The sequence below is a fragment of the Paraburkholderia franconis genome, from assembly GCF_009362735.1.
GTDB lineage: Bacteria > Pseudomonadota > Gammaproteobacteria > Burkholderiales > Burkholderiaceae > Paraburkholderia > Paraburkholderia franconis.
Window position 1 is genome coordinate 106,726 of sequence record NZ_WHNP01000027.1, and the last position, 14,415, is coordinate 121,140.

Below are 14,415 nucleotides of genomic sequence, written 5' to 3' on the forward strand. Positions count from 1 at the left end.
GATTGCGGCCGGGAACACGGACAATGCGCCGCCTACGGTGCGGACTTGTCCCTTGTCGCACGAAGCGCGGTAAGAATGCCTCGAAGCAGTTCCACGGGCGGCGGCGGACAGCCCGGTACGGTGACATCCACGGGAAGAAGATTCGACAGCGGCCCGCATACCGCGTAACTGCCGCCGAAGATGCCGCCCGTGCACGCACAATCGCCGGCGGCAACCACCAGCTTCGGATGGGGCGTGGCCTCCCACGCGCGGCGCACGGCCTCCTTCATGTTCAGCGAGAGCGGCCCCGTGACCAGCAGCATGTCAGCATGCCGCGGACTCGCGACGAATTTGATGCCGAGACCCTCGATGTTGTAGTACGGATTGTTCAGCGCGTGGATTTCGAGTTCGCATCCATTGCACGAGCCCGCGTCGATCTGGCGAATGCACAGCGCGCGGCCAAGCACGTCGAGAATCTCCGCGTGCAGTTGCTGATGCTCGGTTCTCCACGCGTCGTTGTCGGTGGGAATGCGCTGGGACGGAATGTCAGTCCGCGCGATCTGCTTGAGAAGTTGCCACATTAGAGATCGTGTCCCGCGTAGTTCAGATTGAACGACTTGTTGATCAACGGGAAATCGGGAACGATGTTGCCGATGATCGCGTGCTCCAGCGCCGGCCAGTTCTGCCATGATGGATCGTGGCAATGACAGCGCGAGATCGTCCCGTTTTCGCCCGTCTCGATCGCGACGAACACATCGCCGCGCCAGCCTTCGACCCAGCCCACGCCGCAAGACGGCGGCTGGCCAGCGTCGATTGATTCTGCAATGTCGCCATCGGGCAGGCCGTCGAGAAACGCGCAAATCAACCGCAGCGACTCGTAGACCTCGTTGAACCGCACGGCGACGCGCGCGGCCACGTCGCACCGGTTGTCGGTGACGACTTGCGCCTCGACTTCGTGATACGGCGCATACGGATGATCGGCGCGCACATCGATTTTCAGCCCGCTCGCCCGTGCCGCGAGGCCACACACGCTGAAATGCGTCGCAACGTTTGCGGCGAGCCTGCCTGCGCCCGCAAAGCGGTCCTGCAAGCCCGACTGGTCGTCGTAGATGCGCTGCATCACGCGGACTTCGGCTTCGATCCGTTCGCATTGGTCCGCGAGGGCCGCGATGAAATCCGCAGCCACGTCACGCGCGACACCTCCCGGCACTATCTGATCCATCAGATAGCGATGACCGAATACCCGATCGTTCAGGCGCAGCCAGTCTTCCTTCATCCGGGAAAACTGCGCGAGGCCGAATGCGAATCCCGCATCGTTGCCGAGCGCTCCCAGATCGCCCAGGTGATTGGCGACGCGCTCACGTTCGAGCAATAGCGCTCTGAGCCACTGCGCACGCGGCGGAACGAAGACGTTCCACGCGCGTTCGACGGCCATGCAATACGCCCACGAAAAGGCAACCGTCGTGTCACCGGCAATGCGCGCAGCGACGCGCTGGCCGAGCAGCGCGGGCGTCTGCTCGAACAGCCGCTCGATGCCCCGGTGCGCGTAGCCCAGCCGCTCCTCCAGCCGCAGCACCTTCTCTCCGACGACCGAAAAGCGAAAGTGCCCCGGCTCGATAGTGCCCGCGTGAATCGGCCCAACCGCTATCTCGTGAACGCCGTCGCCGGCGACGGGCACGAACGCATAGTCCGCTTCTTGCGACTCGAAGCGCTCGGTTCCGGACGACAGCTTCTGAAGCGGAAAGTAATCGGCGGGCCAGTTGCCATGATTCAGCCAGGGCCGCGTATCGGCGGCTCCCGTCGCGCGCACGCCGAGCAGATCGTAGATCGTGCGCTGCATCCGCGATGCACACGGAAAGATGCTGGACAGGTCCGGATAGCCGGCGTCTCCGTCGTCGTCTCGCGCGACGGGCAATTGCGCCCACAGCAGACCATCTTCCATCGCATAGGCAGCCGAAACGACGAACGCGCCCGTCGCCGCTTCCTTACCCCACAGCGAAATCATGCGCCCGCCATGTTCCCTAACCGTGCCGGCAACGCGAACCCACGTCGCGGAATCGACTTGTGCCAGAAAGGCCGACGCCTTGCCGGTGAACACCGACAGCCGCACGACATCAGAAAGCCCGAGTGCGTCGATTCGCATGCATCACCCCGCGAGCATCGCCGCCGCCTGCCGATACCACGTCGCAAGGTAAGGCGGAATGTAAAGCCCGAGCATCAAACCCAGGCCCAGGTGAACGAATACGGGCAGCAGCGCCGGCGGATGCTCGAGCGCCGTCGCCGTGGTCTTGCCGAACACCATGTGCTGCACGCGCGCGAAAATGATCGCGAACGCCACGGCAAGCGCGAGAAGCAGAAACGGTGTCGCCCACGGCAGTTCGCTGATTGCCGTCGTCAGAATCAGGAACTCGCTTGCGAACACGCCGAACGGCGGCATGCCGAGGATCGCGAGCGCGCCGAGCATCATGCCCCATCCGACCGTCGGGCTCACACGCAACAGTCCGCGAATATCGTCGATCACCTGCGTGCGCGCCTTCTGCGCCGCGTGCCCGACAGTGAAAAAAATTGCGGACTTGACGAGCGAATGGACCGTCATATGCAGCAGAGCCGCGAAGGTTGCGGTAGGACCGCCGAGCCCGAACGCGAATGTCATCAGGCCCATGTGCTCGATCGACGAATACGAGAACAGGCGCTTGACGTCTTTCTGACGCAGCAGCGAAAACGTCGCGACCAGCACCGACACCAGTCCGAATCCGATCAGCAGCCGGCCCGGCAGACCGTTTTGCAGAGCGCCGTCGGCGAGCACCTTGCAGCGGAGCACCGCATACAGCGCGACGTTGAGCAGCAGCCCGGAGAGCACGGCGGAAATCGGCGTGGGACCTTCGGCGTGCGCGTCGGGCAGCCAGTTGTGCATCGGCACGAGGCCGACTTTCGTGCCGTAGCCGATCAGCAGGAACACGAACGCCAGCGACATGATCGTCGGGTCGAGTTGGCCCTTGACTGCGTTCAGGCTGCTCCACAGCAATGCGTCGCCACCGCTCAGATGCCGGCTCGCTGCCAGATAGAGCAGGATCGTGCCAAACAGCGCCTGTGCAATGCCGACGCCGCACAGGATGAAGTACTTCCACGCCGCTTCGAGACTCGCCGCCGTGCGATAGACGCTGACGAGCAGCACGGTGGCGAGCGTCGCGGCTTCCATCGCGACCCAGAGGATGCCGACGTTGTTGGTCAGCAGCGCCAGCAGCATCGCGAACACGAACAGCTGATACATGCTGTGATAAAGGCGCATGCGCGCGCCCGTCATCTTGCCGCGGCTCTGTTCGATCCGCATGTACGGTCGCGAGAAGATCGACGTCGTCCACCCGACGAATGCCGTCAATGCAACGAGAAAGACGTTGAGCGGATCGACGAAGAAGAGCTTGCCGAGCGCAAACGCGGGCCCGTGCGCGACCGTTTGCTCTGCGAGCACCATCGCGGCGATGAAAGTCAGGAAGCTGAATCCGACGTTCAGCTCCGGCGCCACGGCATGCTGCCCAACGAGCGCGAGACAGGCTCCCGCGCACAATGGAATCGCGAATACGAGCAGCAGAACCCAGGCGTCAGTCATCTTTGAGCTTTTCCAGGTGATGGATGTCGAGGCTGTCGAACTGCTCGCGAATCTGGAACATGAAGACACCGAGAATCAGGATGCCGACCAGCACATCGAGCCCGATGCCGAGCTCGACGATCATCGGCATGCCGTTGGTCGCTGCCGCGGCCGCGAAGAACAGGCCGTTCTCCATCGAAAGAAAGCCGATCACCTGCGGTATCGCCTTTGAGCGCGTGATCATCATCATGAACGACAGCAGCACGCACGCGAGCGCGATGCCGAGCGTGCCGCGCGCAACGGACGACGCGAGCTGGCTGATCGGCGTCGCGACGTTGAACGCGACGATCACGAGCACGATGCCGATCAGCAGCGTCGTCGGGATGTTGAGCAGCGTCTCGACATCCGTTTTCACGTTGAGGCGCTGCACCAGCCGGTAGAGAATCCACGGAATCACGCCGACCTTGAGCACGAGCGTCAGCAGCCCGGAAATGTAGAGGTGAACGTCGTCCGTGACGAAGCCGAGCACGAGGTTCGCCGAAACGAGCGCGATGCCCTGGAGCGTGTAGAGGTGGATCAGCGAGAGGATTCGCCGCTGGCTCAGCATTGCGAACGACACCATCAGCAGAACGGCGGCCAGCAGGTTGATGATCTGCGTCGCGAGACCGTGCATTCACGCCCCCAGCAGAAAATGCACAAGCATGCCGATCACAGCGAGCAGGAACGCTGTGGCGAGAAACTCCGGCACACGGAAGATGCGCATCTTCGCGTTCGTGGTCTCCACGACCGCAAGCGCGGCGCCGCCGATCAGCAGCTTGACGAACAGCGCGGGAATTGCGAGCAGCAGCGCAACGGGATTGCCGGCCTCGGCAATGCCCCACGGCACGAAGAGCGCAAGCCCGATGCACGAATAGGCAAACAGCTTCAGACTCGCGGCCAACTCCATCAGCGCGAGATGCCGGCCCGAATACTCGAGGATCAACGCCTCGTGGATCATCGTCAGCTCGAGGTGCGTCGTCGGATTGTCGACGGGCAATCGTGCGTTCTCTGCGAGCGACACCATCGTGAACGCAATGCCCGCGAACGCGAGGCTCGGGTAGATCGCAAGCTCTTGATGGCTCAACGTGCCGACGATGTGCGTGAGCAATGTGGAATGCGTGATCAGCGACGCGGAGAACAGCACCATCAGCAGGGCCGGTTCGGCGAGAAAGCCGACGAGCATTTCGCGGCGCGCGCCGAGCGTGCCGAATGCCGTGCCGACATCCATCGCCGCCAGTGAGATCGCGACGCGTGCCAGTGCGAAAAGCCCGACGAGCGCGATCGCATCGGCGGCAGGCGACAGCGGCAACTCCGTCGACAGCGTCGGCACGATCGCACACGCGAGCGTCATGCATGCGCAGATCACATACGGCGCGCCGCGAAACACGGGACTCGCATGCTGTGCGACAACCGATTCCTTGTTGAACAGCTTGTGCAGCGTCCGGTACGGTTGCCAGATGGAAGGCGCGCGTTTGTTCTGCAGCCACGCGCGGCACATGGTGATCCAGCCGGACAGCAACGGCGCGGCCGCCAGCGCCAGCACGATTTCGAGCATCTGCGAAAGCAGTCCGGAGGGCGTCATCATCGCCGCACCAGGATCAGCAGGACGATGAGCACAAGGAAGCTGTACATCAGATACACGGCGATACGGCCCGTCTGAAGCAACCCCGCCACCGCCGCGATACGCGCGACGATGCGTTCGATCGGCTGGTAGATCAGCGCCCATGCGCGGTCCGTTACGACCACGCGATACACGGGGCGTGCATCGAAAGGCGAAGGCAACTGCCGTTCGATCCGGAAGAGCGGCGCAAAGATTTCGCGGATCGGCTGTCCGAAGCCTTCGGCCGTGTCCTGCATGCGCGCGTTCACGAACGGATGGCCGCATGCCCACGGAATCGCGCGACGCAACCGCCCGTGATAGAAGCGGCGCACGAGAATCCAGACAAGCGCGCAGAACGCAAGGAGGAACAGCAGAAACGCGACGGGCATGTAGCTCGCGCGTTCGACATTGACGGGTGCGAGCAGCAGCCAGCCGTTGCGGGCGACCGTCTGGCCGATCCCCGCTCCGATCATCGCGTGTGTCACCCGGTCGAGCACCGCAACGAACTGCACCGGCAACAGCCCGAGCAACACGCACATCGCCGCGAGCCACACGAAGCCGGCCCGCTCCCACGGGCTAGCGTCGTGGGCCTCACTCAGTTTTGCTTCGCGCGGCTGTCCGAGAAAGATGATCCCGAAGAACTTGACCATCGTGTAGCCGGCAAGTGCGGCAACGAGTGCGATCAGCGCCGCGACGAGTGGAACGATCATGTTCAGGAACGAATTGGGCAGCTCCGGCGTGAACAGGAAGCTCTGCAGCAACAGCCATTCGGAGACGAATCCGCTCAAAGGCGGCAGCCCCGCGCTCGCGAGCGCGCCCAGCAACGCGACCCATGCGGTCCATGGCATGAAGCGGATCAGTCCGCCGAGGCGTCCGAGATTGCGTTCGCCCGTTGCATGCAAGACGGAGCCCGTCGCGATGAACAGCAGGCTCTTGAAGGCCGCGTGGCTCGCGATCTGATAGAGCAGCGCGGTCAGCGACAGCGCCGCGAGCGCCGGCATGTCGAACGCACGGAAAAGAATGGCCAGCCCCATGCTGACGAACATCAGACCGATGTTGTCGATCGACGAATACGCGAGCAGCCTCTTCATGTCGGTCTGGATCGCGCTGAACACGACGCCGAACAGCGCCGTGAAGAGCCCGAGCGCGAGCAGCACCACGCCCCACCACGCGATCTGCACGTGCAGCAGGTCGAACACCGTGCGCAACACGCCGTAGAGCCCTGCCTTCAGGACAAAGCCGCTCATCAATGCCGATACGGGCGATGGCGCGGCTGGATGCGCCTCCGGCAACCAGACATGCAACGGAAAGATGCCCGCTTTTGCGCCGAATCCGAACAGCGCAAGAACGAACGCAATGGAGGCCCAGAATGTGTCCAGATGCTGCTGCCGCATGCCGGCAAACGTGTAGTCCCCCGTATTCGCCTGCAGCAAGCCGAAACACAGCAGCAAACCAAGCGCGCCGACGTGCGAGATCAGGAAGTACAGGTAGCCGGCACGGCGGATTTCGTCGATGCGATGATTGCTCATCACGAGAAACGTTGCCGCCAGCGTCATCGTTTCCCATGCAACCATGAAGCAGTAGGCATCGTTGGCCACGAGCACGAGCGCGAGGCCCGCGAGGCACACGTGATATTCAAAGCAGAGCAGACCGGGTGGCGTGCCTTCGCCCTTGCGGAAATAGCCAGCGGAGAACGCGCTGACGCCGGCGCCGACCATGCCGAGCACGGCGAGGAAGTACGAGGAGAGGCCATCGAGCCGCACATGAAACGGCAGGCCGGGCAGCCCGAGCGGCAGGACCGTTTCCTGAGGAGCGAAAAACACGCCGGCAAGTCCCAGCGCGCACAACAGGACCCCGAACGCCGCGCCAGCCGGAAACAGCCCGTGTGCCACGACGCGCGTGCGGCGCAGGCTGGCGAGCCCCAGAACCGCGATGGCGAGCCACCCCGCAATCACGAGCAGCACGGCCTGAAGGATGGTGGGAGAAGCCATCGCGTGTCGTTTCTTCTTGTGCCCCTAGGGGCGGACAGCGATGACACCGGTCCACGCCGGGCGATCGACGGTTCTCGCACAGCCTTTAGTGCACCGTGGGCGCGAGCGCTTTCCTTCGCGTCCTTCCGTTTGAACAGGCTGTCCGTCTGCCGCAAATCCGCACTGCATGGGATGTCTCCGCTCGATGTCGGGACCCGAAACATCGGTCCCGCGTCAGGAACATACAGTTATCAGAGTATGATAATGGCGTTATCATCCTATCAGCTTTGCCCGCAGGATTCCATACAACGTCGATGACGTGCGCCGCTTCATGCCGGCACCTCCGTTTTCGCCGCTGCTCCACTGCGATCCGTGCTTTGAACCCAGGGCCAGCGTGAAATCCGACGCGCAGGAGATCACGCCCCATACGTACACGCGTACACGCCACGCGGCGACAGCAGTCGATCTCACATGCCAGCACAGTTTTTTCGAACATTGACGGGAAGGGACCGGAGTACCGCGGCAAACCGACGCCTCGGGTTTTCACTTGCGTTCGTCGCGGGCGCGGCGAATGCAGGCGGATACCTGGCCGTCAGGCAGTACACGTCGCACATGAGCGGCGTGGTCTCCTCGATCGCCGACGATGCCGTGCTCGGCGATTTCGCGCTGGTGCTCGCGGGTATCGGCTCGCTGATTTCTTTTCTGCTGGGCGCCGCGTGCTCGGCCGTGCTCGTCAACTGGGGACGCCGCCAGCGGCTGCACAGTCAATACGCTTCGCCGCTTCTGCTGGAAGCCTCGTTGCTGCTGTGCTTCGGATTGCTCGGCAGCCATCTGGCGCTATGGGACACGCTATTCGTCCCCGCAACCGTCATGCTGCTGTGTTTCATCATGGGCCTGCAGAACGCGATGATCACCAAACTGTCGGGCGCGGAAATCCGTACCACGCATATGACCGGCATCGTCACGGACATCGGCATCGAACTCGGCAAGCTCTGTTACTGGAACGCGTCTCGCGACGACACGGCGCTGGCGCCCGTTCTCGCCAACCGGGAGCGGCTGAAGGTGCATGCCCGCATGCTGGCGAGCTTTTTCGCGGGTGGCGTAACGGGCGCATTGGGCTTCAAGCATGTCGGCTATGCGGCGACCATTCCGTTGGCCGGCGTGCTCACGGTGCTCGCGATCATTCCGCTGCTCGACGATCTGCGCGAGCGAACGTGGGGGCCCGCCCGCAGGCCGGAGTGAGGGCTTCGTTGAGCAGACGGGCGGCATGCATGGGCGTTTGCGAGGCTTTTCGCCACGCACATGGTATTATCATGTCATTAACATATAATTCTGATCGGTAACGGGTGAAATCTACGGACTGAACCTGCCGCGGCAAGCCATGAAACATTCGGCACCGCAGGTTCGTGAAGTCCGCGCGAAAGCAAGGAACTCAATGTGATTGACCCTGGCGCGGCTCTGCTGTCATACGACCATGCGTGTCGTCTCGTACGGGATGTGACCGGCGATCACGGTCTGATCGTGATCGGCGTCGGCACGGCTGGGGAACGCGGGTTCCAGATGCTCTACCGGTTTGCGGAGGCCTGCGACCGTCTCGAAGCCCAGGGAATCAACGTCATCTTCGTTTATCCGAAGGCGTCGGCTCGACATGTGTTCGATGCGATGTCAGTACGCGGTTCCCGCTATCGGGGGAAGACATGCCTGTTTCTCGACGGCGATGGCCGGCTCTTTCGCAAGCCGGTTCAGCCGCGGGCGTTGCGTGCGGTGTATCTGGACGCCGAAATGCGGCAGTCGGGAACGGCAGACGTGACGCTCGACAGCGAAACCTGGGATGAGCAGTTGCGCAGTTTCTTTTCAGACGTCGTCGGTCGGCGACTGCATTGAATCGGGTCGGCGAATGATCGTCAGCAGATGGCGATGTGCGCGATAGTGAATGCCGTACCAGACGATTATTCGCTGGCAGCATTCTCCTGATGTTACGCAGGCGAGCGATCCATTATAATTTGATTAACATATCTGATCCCGCTCCCACCATGGAAACGAAAAGTGCCCGATTGACCGTCCTGATCGACCCTGTCAAGAAAGAGGCGTTCGAGAAACTCTGCGCCGCACAGGACCTGACGCCCTCCCAGGTGGTTCGGCAGCTTATCAGGGAGTACCTCGAGCAACACGGCGTAACCTGGAAGACGCGAAGCGCAATAGGCTCGCGCACACGGCAGAAGGCGGAGTAAGTCCGCGCCCTCTTCGCTATAAAGCTAAACGGCCGAGGATGTACTTCCGGCTTCGAATAGCGTATGTCCATGGTCTTTGGAAACGGTCCTGTCCTCCTTGAATATCTGCGCATACAGGTCTTCGCCATAGCTCGTTTCAAGGGGTTCACCCTGCGATACCCTGAACGTGCGTGCTCCGCCTTCTTGCCGTTCTGCGCGCAGGAAGACAGCATCCGTCTTCATCGTTTCATGAAGGCCATGCGAAAACTGGTACATGTGGGTCACAAAGAATACCTTGACGCGTTTCTCAAGCAAGGCCAGCACGATTTGCCGCGCCACTTCTGAACCTTCGCGTTCATTGGTCGCGGCAAATGACTCGTTGAACAGGACGATTGAATTGGGCGCCACATGCTCCGCGATCTCGTTCATCCGCACCAGTTCTTCGTCGAACTTGCCGCTGGTCATCGAAGCGTCTTCCTCGCGTTTGTAGTGCGTGAATTGGCTTGCACACACGTTCGCTTCAAACGACGTCGCACCAACCATCATGCCGGCCTGCATCATCATCTGCGCAAGCCCGATGCTGCGCAGAAACGTGGACTTGCCTCCTTCGTTTGCGCCCGTAACGATGAACAGTCCTGCGTCCGTCGCAGCCAGATCATTCGGGACAATCTCGCCGCCGAGCCGCAACGCCAGACAAACGTCAAACAGTCCTTCGAAAACGTGGTGACGTTCATTCGCCGGAACAGGTTCCGGATAGCAGAATGAATGGCCTCTTGCATTCAGCGTGTTGCCGAGGTTCAGGCATCCGATATAGAAGCCCAGTTCGGCACGCAACATCCGGAAGAAACTCAGCACGTGCGCGGCAGACTGGGAGACCGCGTCCGCCGCGAGGCTGAGTCCATGGCCTTCGAGTTCCGAGAGTGCTCTCGCTCCCGCCTCGTCGCGCTCGGCGATATGAAAGGTCATCGAAGCAGGCTTTCTGTCGAAGAGCCGCTTGAGGATATTCCGGTCCCGTTGAGCCGGTTTGCGCAGCACATACGCGAGGCCTTTGTTTCCCTTGCCGAGTGCCGCACTCATCAACGTGCCACTGCGAAATCTCAACTCCTTCAGATGTTCGTCCAGCGTATGAAAATAGTCGTCGGCAAGTTCCTGTTGGATCATCGCGAAGAACCGCGTAAAGCCTTCCGAATGAAACCGTCCCGACGCCTGGTCTGCCATCGTGCGCACCTTCATGAGCACGGCAATGAACGACTGCATCAGCGAGCGAGCAGTAGTCAAAATGGCGGCGGGATACCGGTTGAAGAAGCCAAAGTAACTCTTCTTCTCGATCTCGATCGCTTCGACTGCGATACCGTACAGCGATCGCACTGCCGATGCATTCTTCACGCAATCACGCAGAACATCCTGCCTGTAGCGAATCTGTTGCGGCTCGCAAAGGCTTGTCATGACGGCTTTCCTCGCGACGTCATACAGAAACGCGTCACCCTGCGCCATCGTCGCGAACAGCGTCTTCAATTCCAGGTCTGCAATCAGCGTGTCTGCACCCCAAGGCAGATCCCCGCCAGGTTGAAAGTCCCGGTTGCTGTACATCAGATAGGCTTTCATGATCTGATCCTCTCCCGCAGCTGCTCATAGGTCAGCCCGTATTGCCGTGCGAGCGAGAGCGCGTATGAACGTCCGTCCGCAGGCCGGCGAACGACCTTGAAGGTGCGCGTCGCGACAGAATCCCCTTTGACCTCGCTCGACATGCTGATCGTCTGTTTGCTTGACCTGGACAGTTCCTCGATGAAGGTCACATACACACATAGGGCATCGAGATCCATGATGCGGCCCATTACTTTTTGACTGAGAAACAGCGCATCCTTCAACGACGTCGAACTGAAAATCTCGTTCATGATGATGATGCTTTCTGTCGTCGCACGACTGAGGATGTTGTGAATGCGGTAGAGATCGTCATGCAGTTTGCCGCGCAGGTTCTTCATGTCTTCCTGGCGCTCGAAGTGCGTGAATATGCGGTCGGAAATGTAGAGTTGGGCTTCGCGTCCCGGTACTGGGCAGCCAATGGACGCCAGGTAGTGCAACTGCCCGAAGCTGCGCGCGAATGTCGTTTTGCCTCCCTGGTTCGGGCCGGTTACGACGACGATGCGTTCGTCCCCTTCCAGGTAGAAGTCATTGCAGACAATGCGCTGGTTGTCGAGTCTGAGCCCTTCAGCGAGAGCCAGATCGAAGCCTTCTACGCTGCGCACAGTTTTCGACTGAGTAGACACCACGGGGTAACAGAATGACAGTCCCGCAGAGCGGAGCCGCGACAGATGTTCGAGAAAGGCGATATAGAACTGGATCTCCCTGTCGAAACGTGCGATGACCGGGTCCAGAAAATCGGCATGCGCGGAGCAATACGCATCCAATGGTTCGAACACTTCGGGGTGAAGCTTTGCCACGAAGTTCAGGACGTTTGCCTCGACGTGATTCATCTCCGGATAGTCGCGTATGTCCACGCTATGGCTCTTGACGGCACCCTGCCTGAACTTCGCGAAGATCTTCTGCACTTGCTCGCTGTAATCGACCTCTCCGGCATATCTGCGAACCGTCACGCTACTACCTTTGATAAGGATGCTGTAGCGCAGCTTGCTCAACTCTGCCCGAATGCCGGCCTCCTCCGCTTTCAGTTCTTCAAATGCGTGCCCCTGCACGTACCTCTTCAGATACTCGAGAAATGCTGCAATACCGGTGGAGTGCGGAGTGACCTGTTCCAGAGCGTGGGCAAGTTCAAGAGAAGCACCACAGTATTTCTCCACCGCATCAAGGAAGTACGCTTGCTTCTGCAACACGTAATGCATCTTCTGCGACGCAGCCAGCTCTGTACGCATGGCCCGCATCTGCGCTGCAAACTGGCAAATCGAATTCAGAACTTCGCCGCGCTCGAGATCGCGCATCACGGCGTGTCGATATTCGATCGCCTGTGTGTCGGCAAGCGGAATATAAAAGTATGGCCTCAGGTTGTATTCATCGCGTCCGCGAACAACTGAATCGATGATCTGGTCGAGGTTCAGATCTCCAAAGATATCCGGTTGAGTCGCGCGGTCGATGTCGGCGGTTGAGCGGCCGTCGGCGAACAGAATGCTTTCGAACGACGTTGAACCGCAATCGAGGCAGGCAGTCCATCCCATCTTCTTCGCATCCTCATGGCAATTGAACGCCCGGATGACGTCAAGACGGAAGCCGGCAAATAAAAATGCCTACCGGCCCGGCACATCCGGGACCAGCAGGCATCATCAGCCGCGCACGATCAGCGGCGGTTAGGGAGAAATGCCATCTCCAGCAGACACATTTTCGAGTATAGGCGAGAGGTCGCTATCTGCACAGCCGCACTCGCTTAGTTTGCGCCGCCTTTGTGAAACAGCGAGAACTTCTTCGGATGATGCTGCGGATCGTCTTCACCCAGCAACCCGAACTCGATCGGCATACGCGTATAGAAAACGTGCACGCGCTCCGCGCGGACGACGTCGAGCAAACGCTGTGCCTCTTCGTCGGTGACGGCAACGATGATCTGCACCGGCTGGTCAGCGAGCTTAAGCATGTGCGCGGCATGATGAGCGCCCGCATGTCCGACGCCCTCGCTGCCGCTGATAACCGTGGCGCCTCGTATGCCCAGCGCCTTCACCTCGTGCAGCAGCCACTCGCAAACCGTCCTGTGACCGTGCCGCTTATTCTGCTCGGTGTAGAACGTCAGTTGATATCCGTTCATACGAATCTCCGTGGACGGACCGGACCAGCCGGGCCGCAAAGCCACGATTCTTTCCGGCAACAGGCGCGCGGAACCATGACCCATTTCATTCTAATGCAGGGCGTCGCGAGCATGCGGATTGTGCGACGCAATGACCGGACCGTGCCCCGCATTCGGTCACGCGAGCGTCTTGCGGAATTCCGTGGTCGTTCCCTTAGAGGTTCGGCTGCGGGCTGTCAGGCTCGCCGAGCATTTCGAATTCAACGGGACAACGGGTGTAAAACATTCGAACGCCACCGGCGTCGAGATTCGCAAGCAAGCTATCGATCTGCTCATCCGCCGCCGCAATCATTACGGCGACAGACTGATCGGCGAGCTCGAAAAAGCGGGCGGCGTGATACTTCCCGTGGGCGTCGATTTCCTCGCTGACCTCGGTCACGGTCGCCCCATGGATGCCAACCTTCGCTATTTCATCGAGCACCCACTCGACGACCGTCGAGTGCAGTTTGCGATGACTCTCGTTGGATGCGTAGAGTGTGAGTTGGCTGCCCTTCGTCACGAGAACCTCCTGTGAATTTCACTGATGGTCCGGTAATGAACTTCCCCAGACGTGAATCCGCGACCGTCGTTTATACGACGAGCACTCGATCGGCGACAAAAAGATCGACCGGAGACAGAAAGCGGAGACATCGAACCAGACCTGAAAAGCGACGATCAAATCTGGGCAGCAGGACGCTGAAGGACGAACCTACGACTTCCTGACCCAGGAACCGTAGGCATCATTAGCCGGCAAACCGGCGGTTACGGGAGGAATGCCATCTCCGTAAATTGATTCTAGCATGCGATGTTTGTGTTCGAAACGATCGCGTTTTGATGCAAGCAAAACGCAAAGCGGATCACGACGTGCGTGATCCGCTGCCAACGTCGAGCGCATTACCGCGCCGACATCCACTCTTCTCCTGAAAGACCGCTCGTCGCGTACTCAGCCTCTTTTGCACGAATCGTGTCGCGCTCGTCCAGATACCCGGTGCGATAGCCCGTATGCACACCCCAGTAGTAGAACACGAGCGAGAACACGATCACGACCAGCATGTCCCAGCCATACGGCAACAGCCCCATCCCGCCGAACTGCCTGCTGCCGATCAGCGACAGGATCGCCATGCCCGGCAGGTACGCCACCAGCCACCACGCCGCCTTCAGGTCCTCGTTGAAGCCCGTGAAGCCCGACTTCGCCTGGAAGTAGAAGAACACCGGCAGCGCCACGATCATCAGCAGGATGATCTCGCCCGTCAGCGGCCACTTCG

Annotated in this window: 13 protein-coding genes, 1 pseudogene and 2 riboswitches; of the genes and pseudogenes, 3 read left to right on the top strand and 11 right to left on the bottom strand. The window is 60.6% G+C overall.

The genetic code is table 11. The annotated features are described in order from the left end of the window. Window positions 1–32: 32 nt before the first annotated feature. Genes GCT13_RS26135 through hyfB form a run of 6 tightly spaced genes read right to left on the bottom strand, consistent with a single transcriptional unit; the run spans window position 33 to window position 7,195 of the window. Entirely contained in the window at window positions 33–560 is a 528-nt protein-coding gene (locus tag GCT13_RS26135; protein ID WP_152763050.1) for an NADH-quinone oxidoreductase subunit B family protein, read from the bottom strand. Continuing rightward, the gene (locus GCT13_RS26140) at window positions 560–2,122 is read right to left on the bottom strand and encodes a hydrogenase large subunit (RefSeq protein ID WP_152763052.1); all 1,563 of its coding nucleotides are present in this window, start codon (window positions 2,120–2,122) and stop codon (window positions 560–562) included. Before GCT13_RS26140 ends, GCT13_RS26135 begins: the two co-directional genes overlap by 1 nt. 3 nt (window positions 2,123–2,125) lie before the next feature. After that, complete coding sequence (locus GCT13_RS26145; RefSeq protein ID WP_152763054.1) at window positions 2,126–3,586, bottom strand: hydrogenase 4 subunit F; 1,461 nt, start codon at window positions 3,584–3,586, stop codon at window positions 2,126–2,128. Further along, window positions 3,579–4,238: a formate hydrogenlyase gene (locus GCT13_RS26150; RefSeq protein WP_087736440.1), complete on the bottom strand. Its 660-nt coding sequence runs from the start codon at window positions 4,236–4,238 to the stop codon at window positions 3,579–3,581. Before GCT13_RS26150 ends, GCT13_RS26145 begins: the two co-directional genes overlap by 8 nt. Then, a complete protein-coding gene (locus GCT13_RS26155; protein ID WP_152763056.1) occupies window positions 4,239–5,189 on the bottom strand; it encodes a respiratory chain complex I subunit 1 family protein in 951 nt (316 codons plus the stop codon). After that, a complete protein-coding gene (gene hyfB, locus GCT13_RS26160) occupies window positions 5,186–7,195 on the bottom strand; it encodes a hydrogenase 4 subunit B (RefSeq protein WP_152763058.1) in 2,010 nt (669 codons plus the stop codon). Before hyfB ends, GCT13_RS26155 begins: the two co-directional genes overlap by 4 nt. Window positions 7,196–7,645: 450 nt before the next feature. Here hyfB and GCT13_RS26165 point away from each other — a divergent pair, with 450 nt between their 5' ends. The 3 genes from GCT13_RS26165 to GCT13_RS26175 all read left to right on the top strand — a co-directional run bounded on the left by GCT13_RS26165 (window position 7,646) and on the right by GCT13_RS26175 (window position 9,405). Further along, on the top strand, window positions 7,646–8,416 hold the full coding sequence (locus GCT13_RS26165; protein WP_152763060.1) for a YoaK family protein: 771 nt from the start codon (window positions 7,646–7,648) through the stop codon (window positions 8,414–8,416). A 195-nt stretch (window positions 8,417–8,611) separates the two neighbouring features. After that, entirely contained in the window at window positions 8,612–9,058 is a 447-nt protein-coding gene (locus GCT13_RS26170; RefSeq protein ID WP_321574628.1) for a hypothetical protein, read from the top strand. Window positions 9,059–9,207: 149 nt separating this feature from the next. Beyond that, window positions 9,208–9,405, top strand: coding sequence for a ribbon-helix-helix protein, CopG family (locus GCT13_RS26175; RefSeq protein ID WP_087736466.1), 198 nt, complete (start codon window positions 9,208–9,210; stop codon window positions 9,403–9,405). Window positions 9,406–9,429: 24 nt separating this feature from the next. Here the strand turns inward: GCT13_RS26175 and GCT13_RS26180 are convergent, their stop codons facing one another. The 5 genes and pseudogenes from GCT13_RS26180 to GCT13_RS26200 all read right to left on the bottom strand — a co-directional run. Continuing rightward, entirely contained in the window at window positions 9,430–10,617 is a 1,188-nt protein-coding gene (locus GCT13_RS26180; protein WP_227747015.1) for a MutS-related protein, read from the bottom strand. Between the two features lie 368 nt (window positions 10,618–10,985). After that, window positions 10,986–12,554, bottom strand: a complete 1,569-nt coding sequence (locus GCT13_RS26185; RefSeq protein WP_152763064.1) for a MutS-related protein — start codon at window positions 12,552–12,554, stop codon at window positions 10,986–10,988. An 89-nt stretch (window positions 12,555–12,643) separates the two neighbouring features. Further along, window positions 12,644–12,713, bottom strand: a riboswitch (Fluoride riboswitch). Between the two features lie 47 nt (window positions 12,714–12,760). Beyond that, on the bottom strand, window positions 12,761–13,132 hold the full coding sequence (locus GCT13_RS26190) for a DUF190 domain-containing protein (protein WP_090870320.1): 372 nt from the start codon (window positions 13,130–13,132) through the stop codon (window positions 12,761–12,763). 193 nt (window positions 13,133–13,325) lie between these two features. After that, window positions 13,326–13,670: a DUF190 domain-containing protein gene (locus GCT13_RS26195; RefSeq protein ID WP_321574629.1), complete on the bottom strand. Its 345-nt coding sequence runs from the start codon at window positions 13,668–13,670 to the stop codon at window positions 13,326–13,328. Between the two features lie 207 nt (window positions 13,671–13,877). Continuing rightward, window positions 13,878–13,943: riboswitch (Fluoride riboswitch) on the bottom strand. A gap of 101 nt (window positions 13,944–14,044) precedes the next feature. Beyond that, window positions 14,045–14,415: pseudogene (locus tag GCT13_RS26200) on the bottom strand (amino acid:proton symporter); the annotation flags it as partial.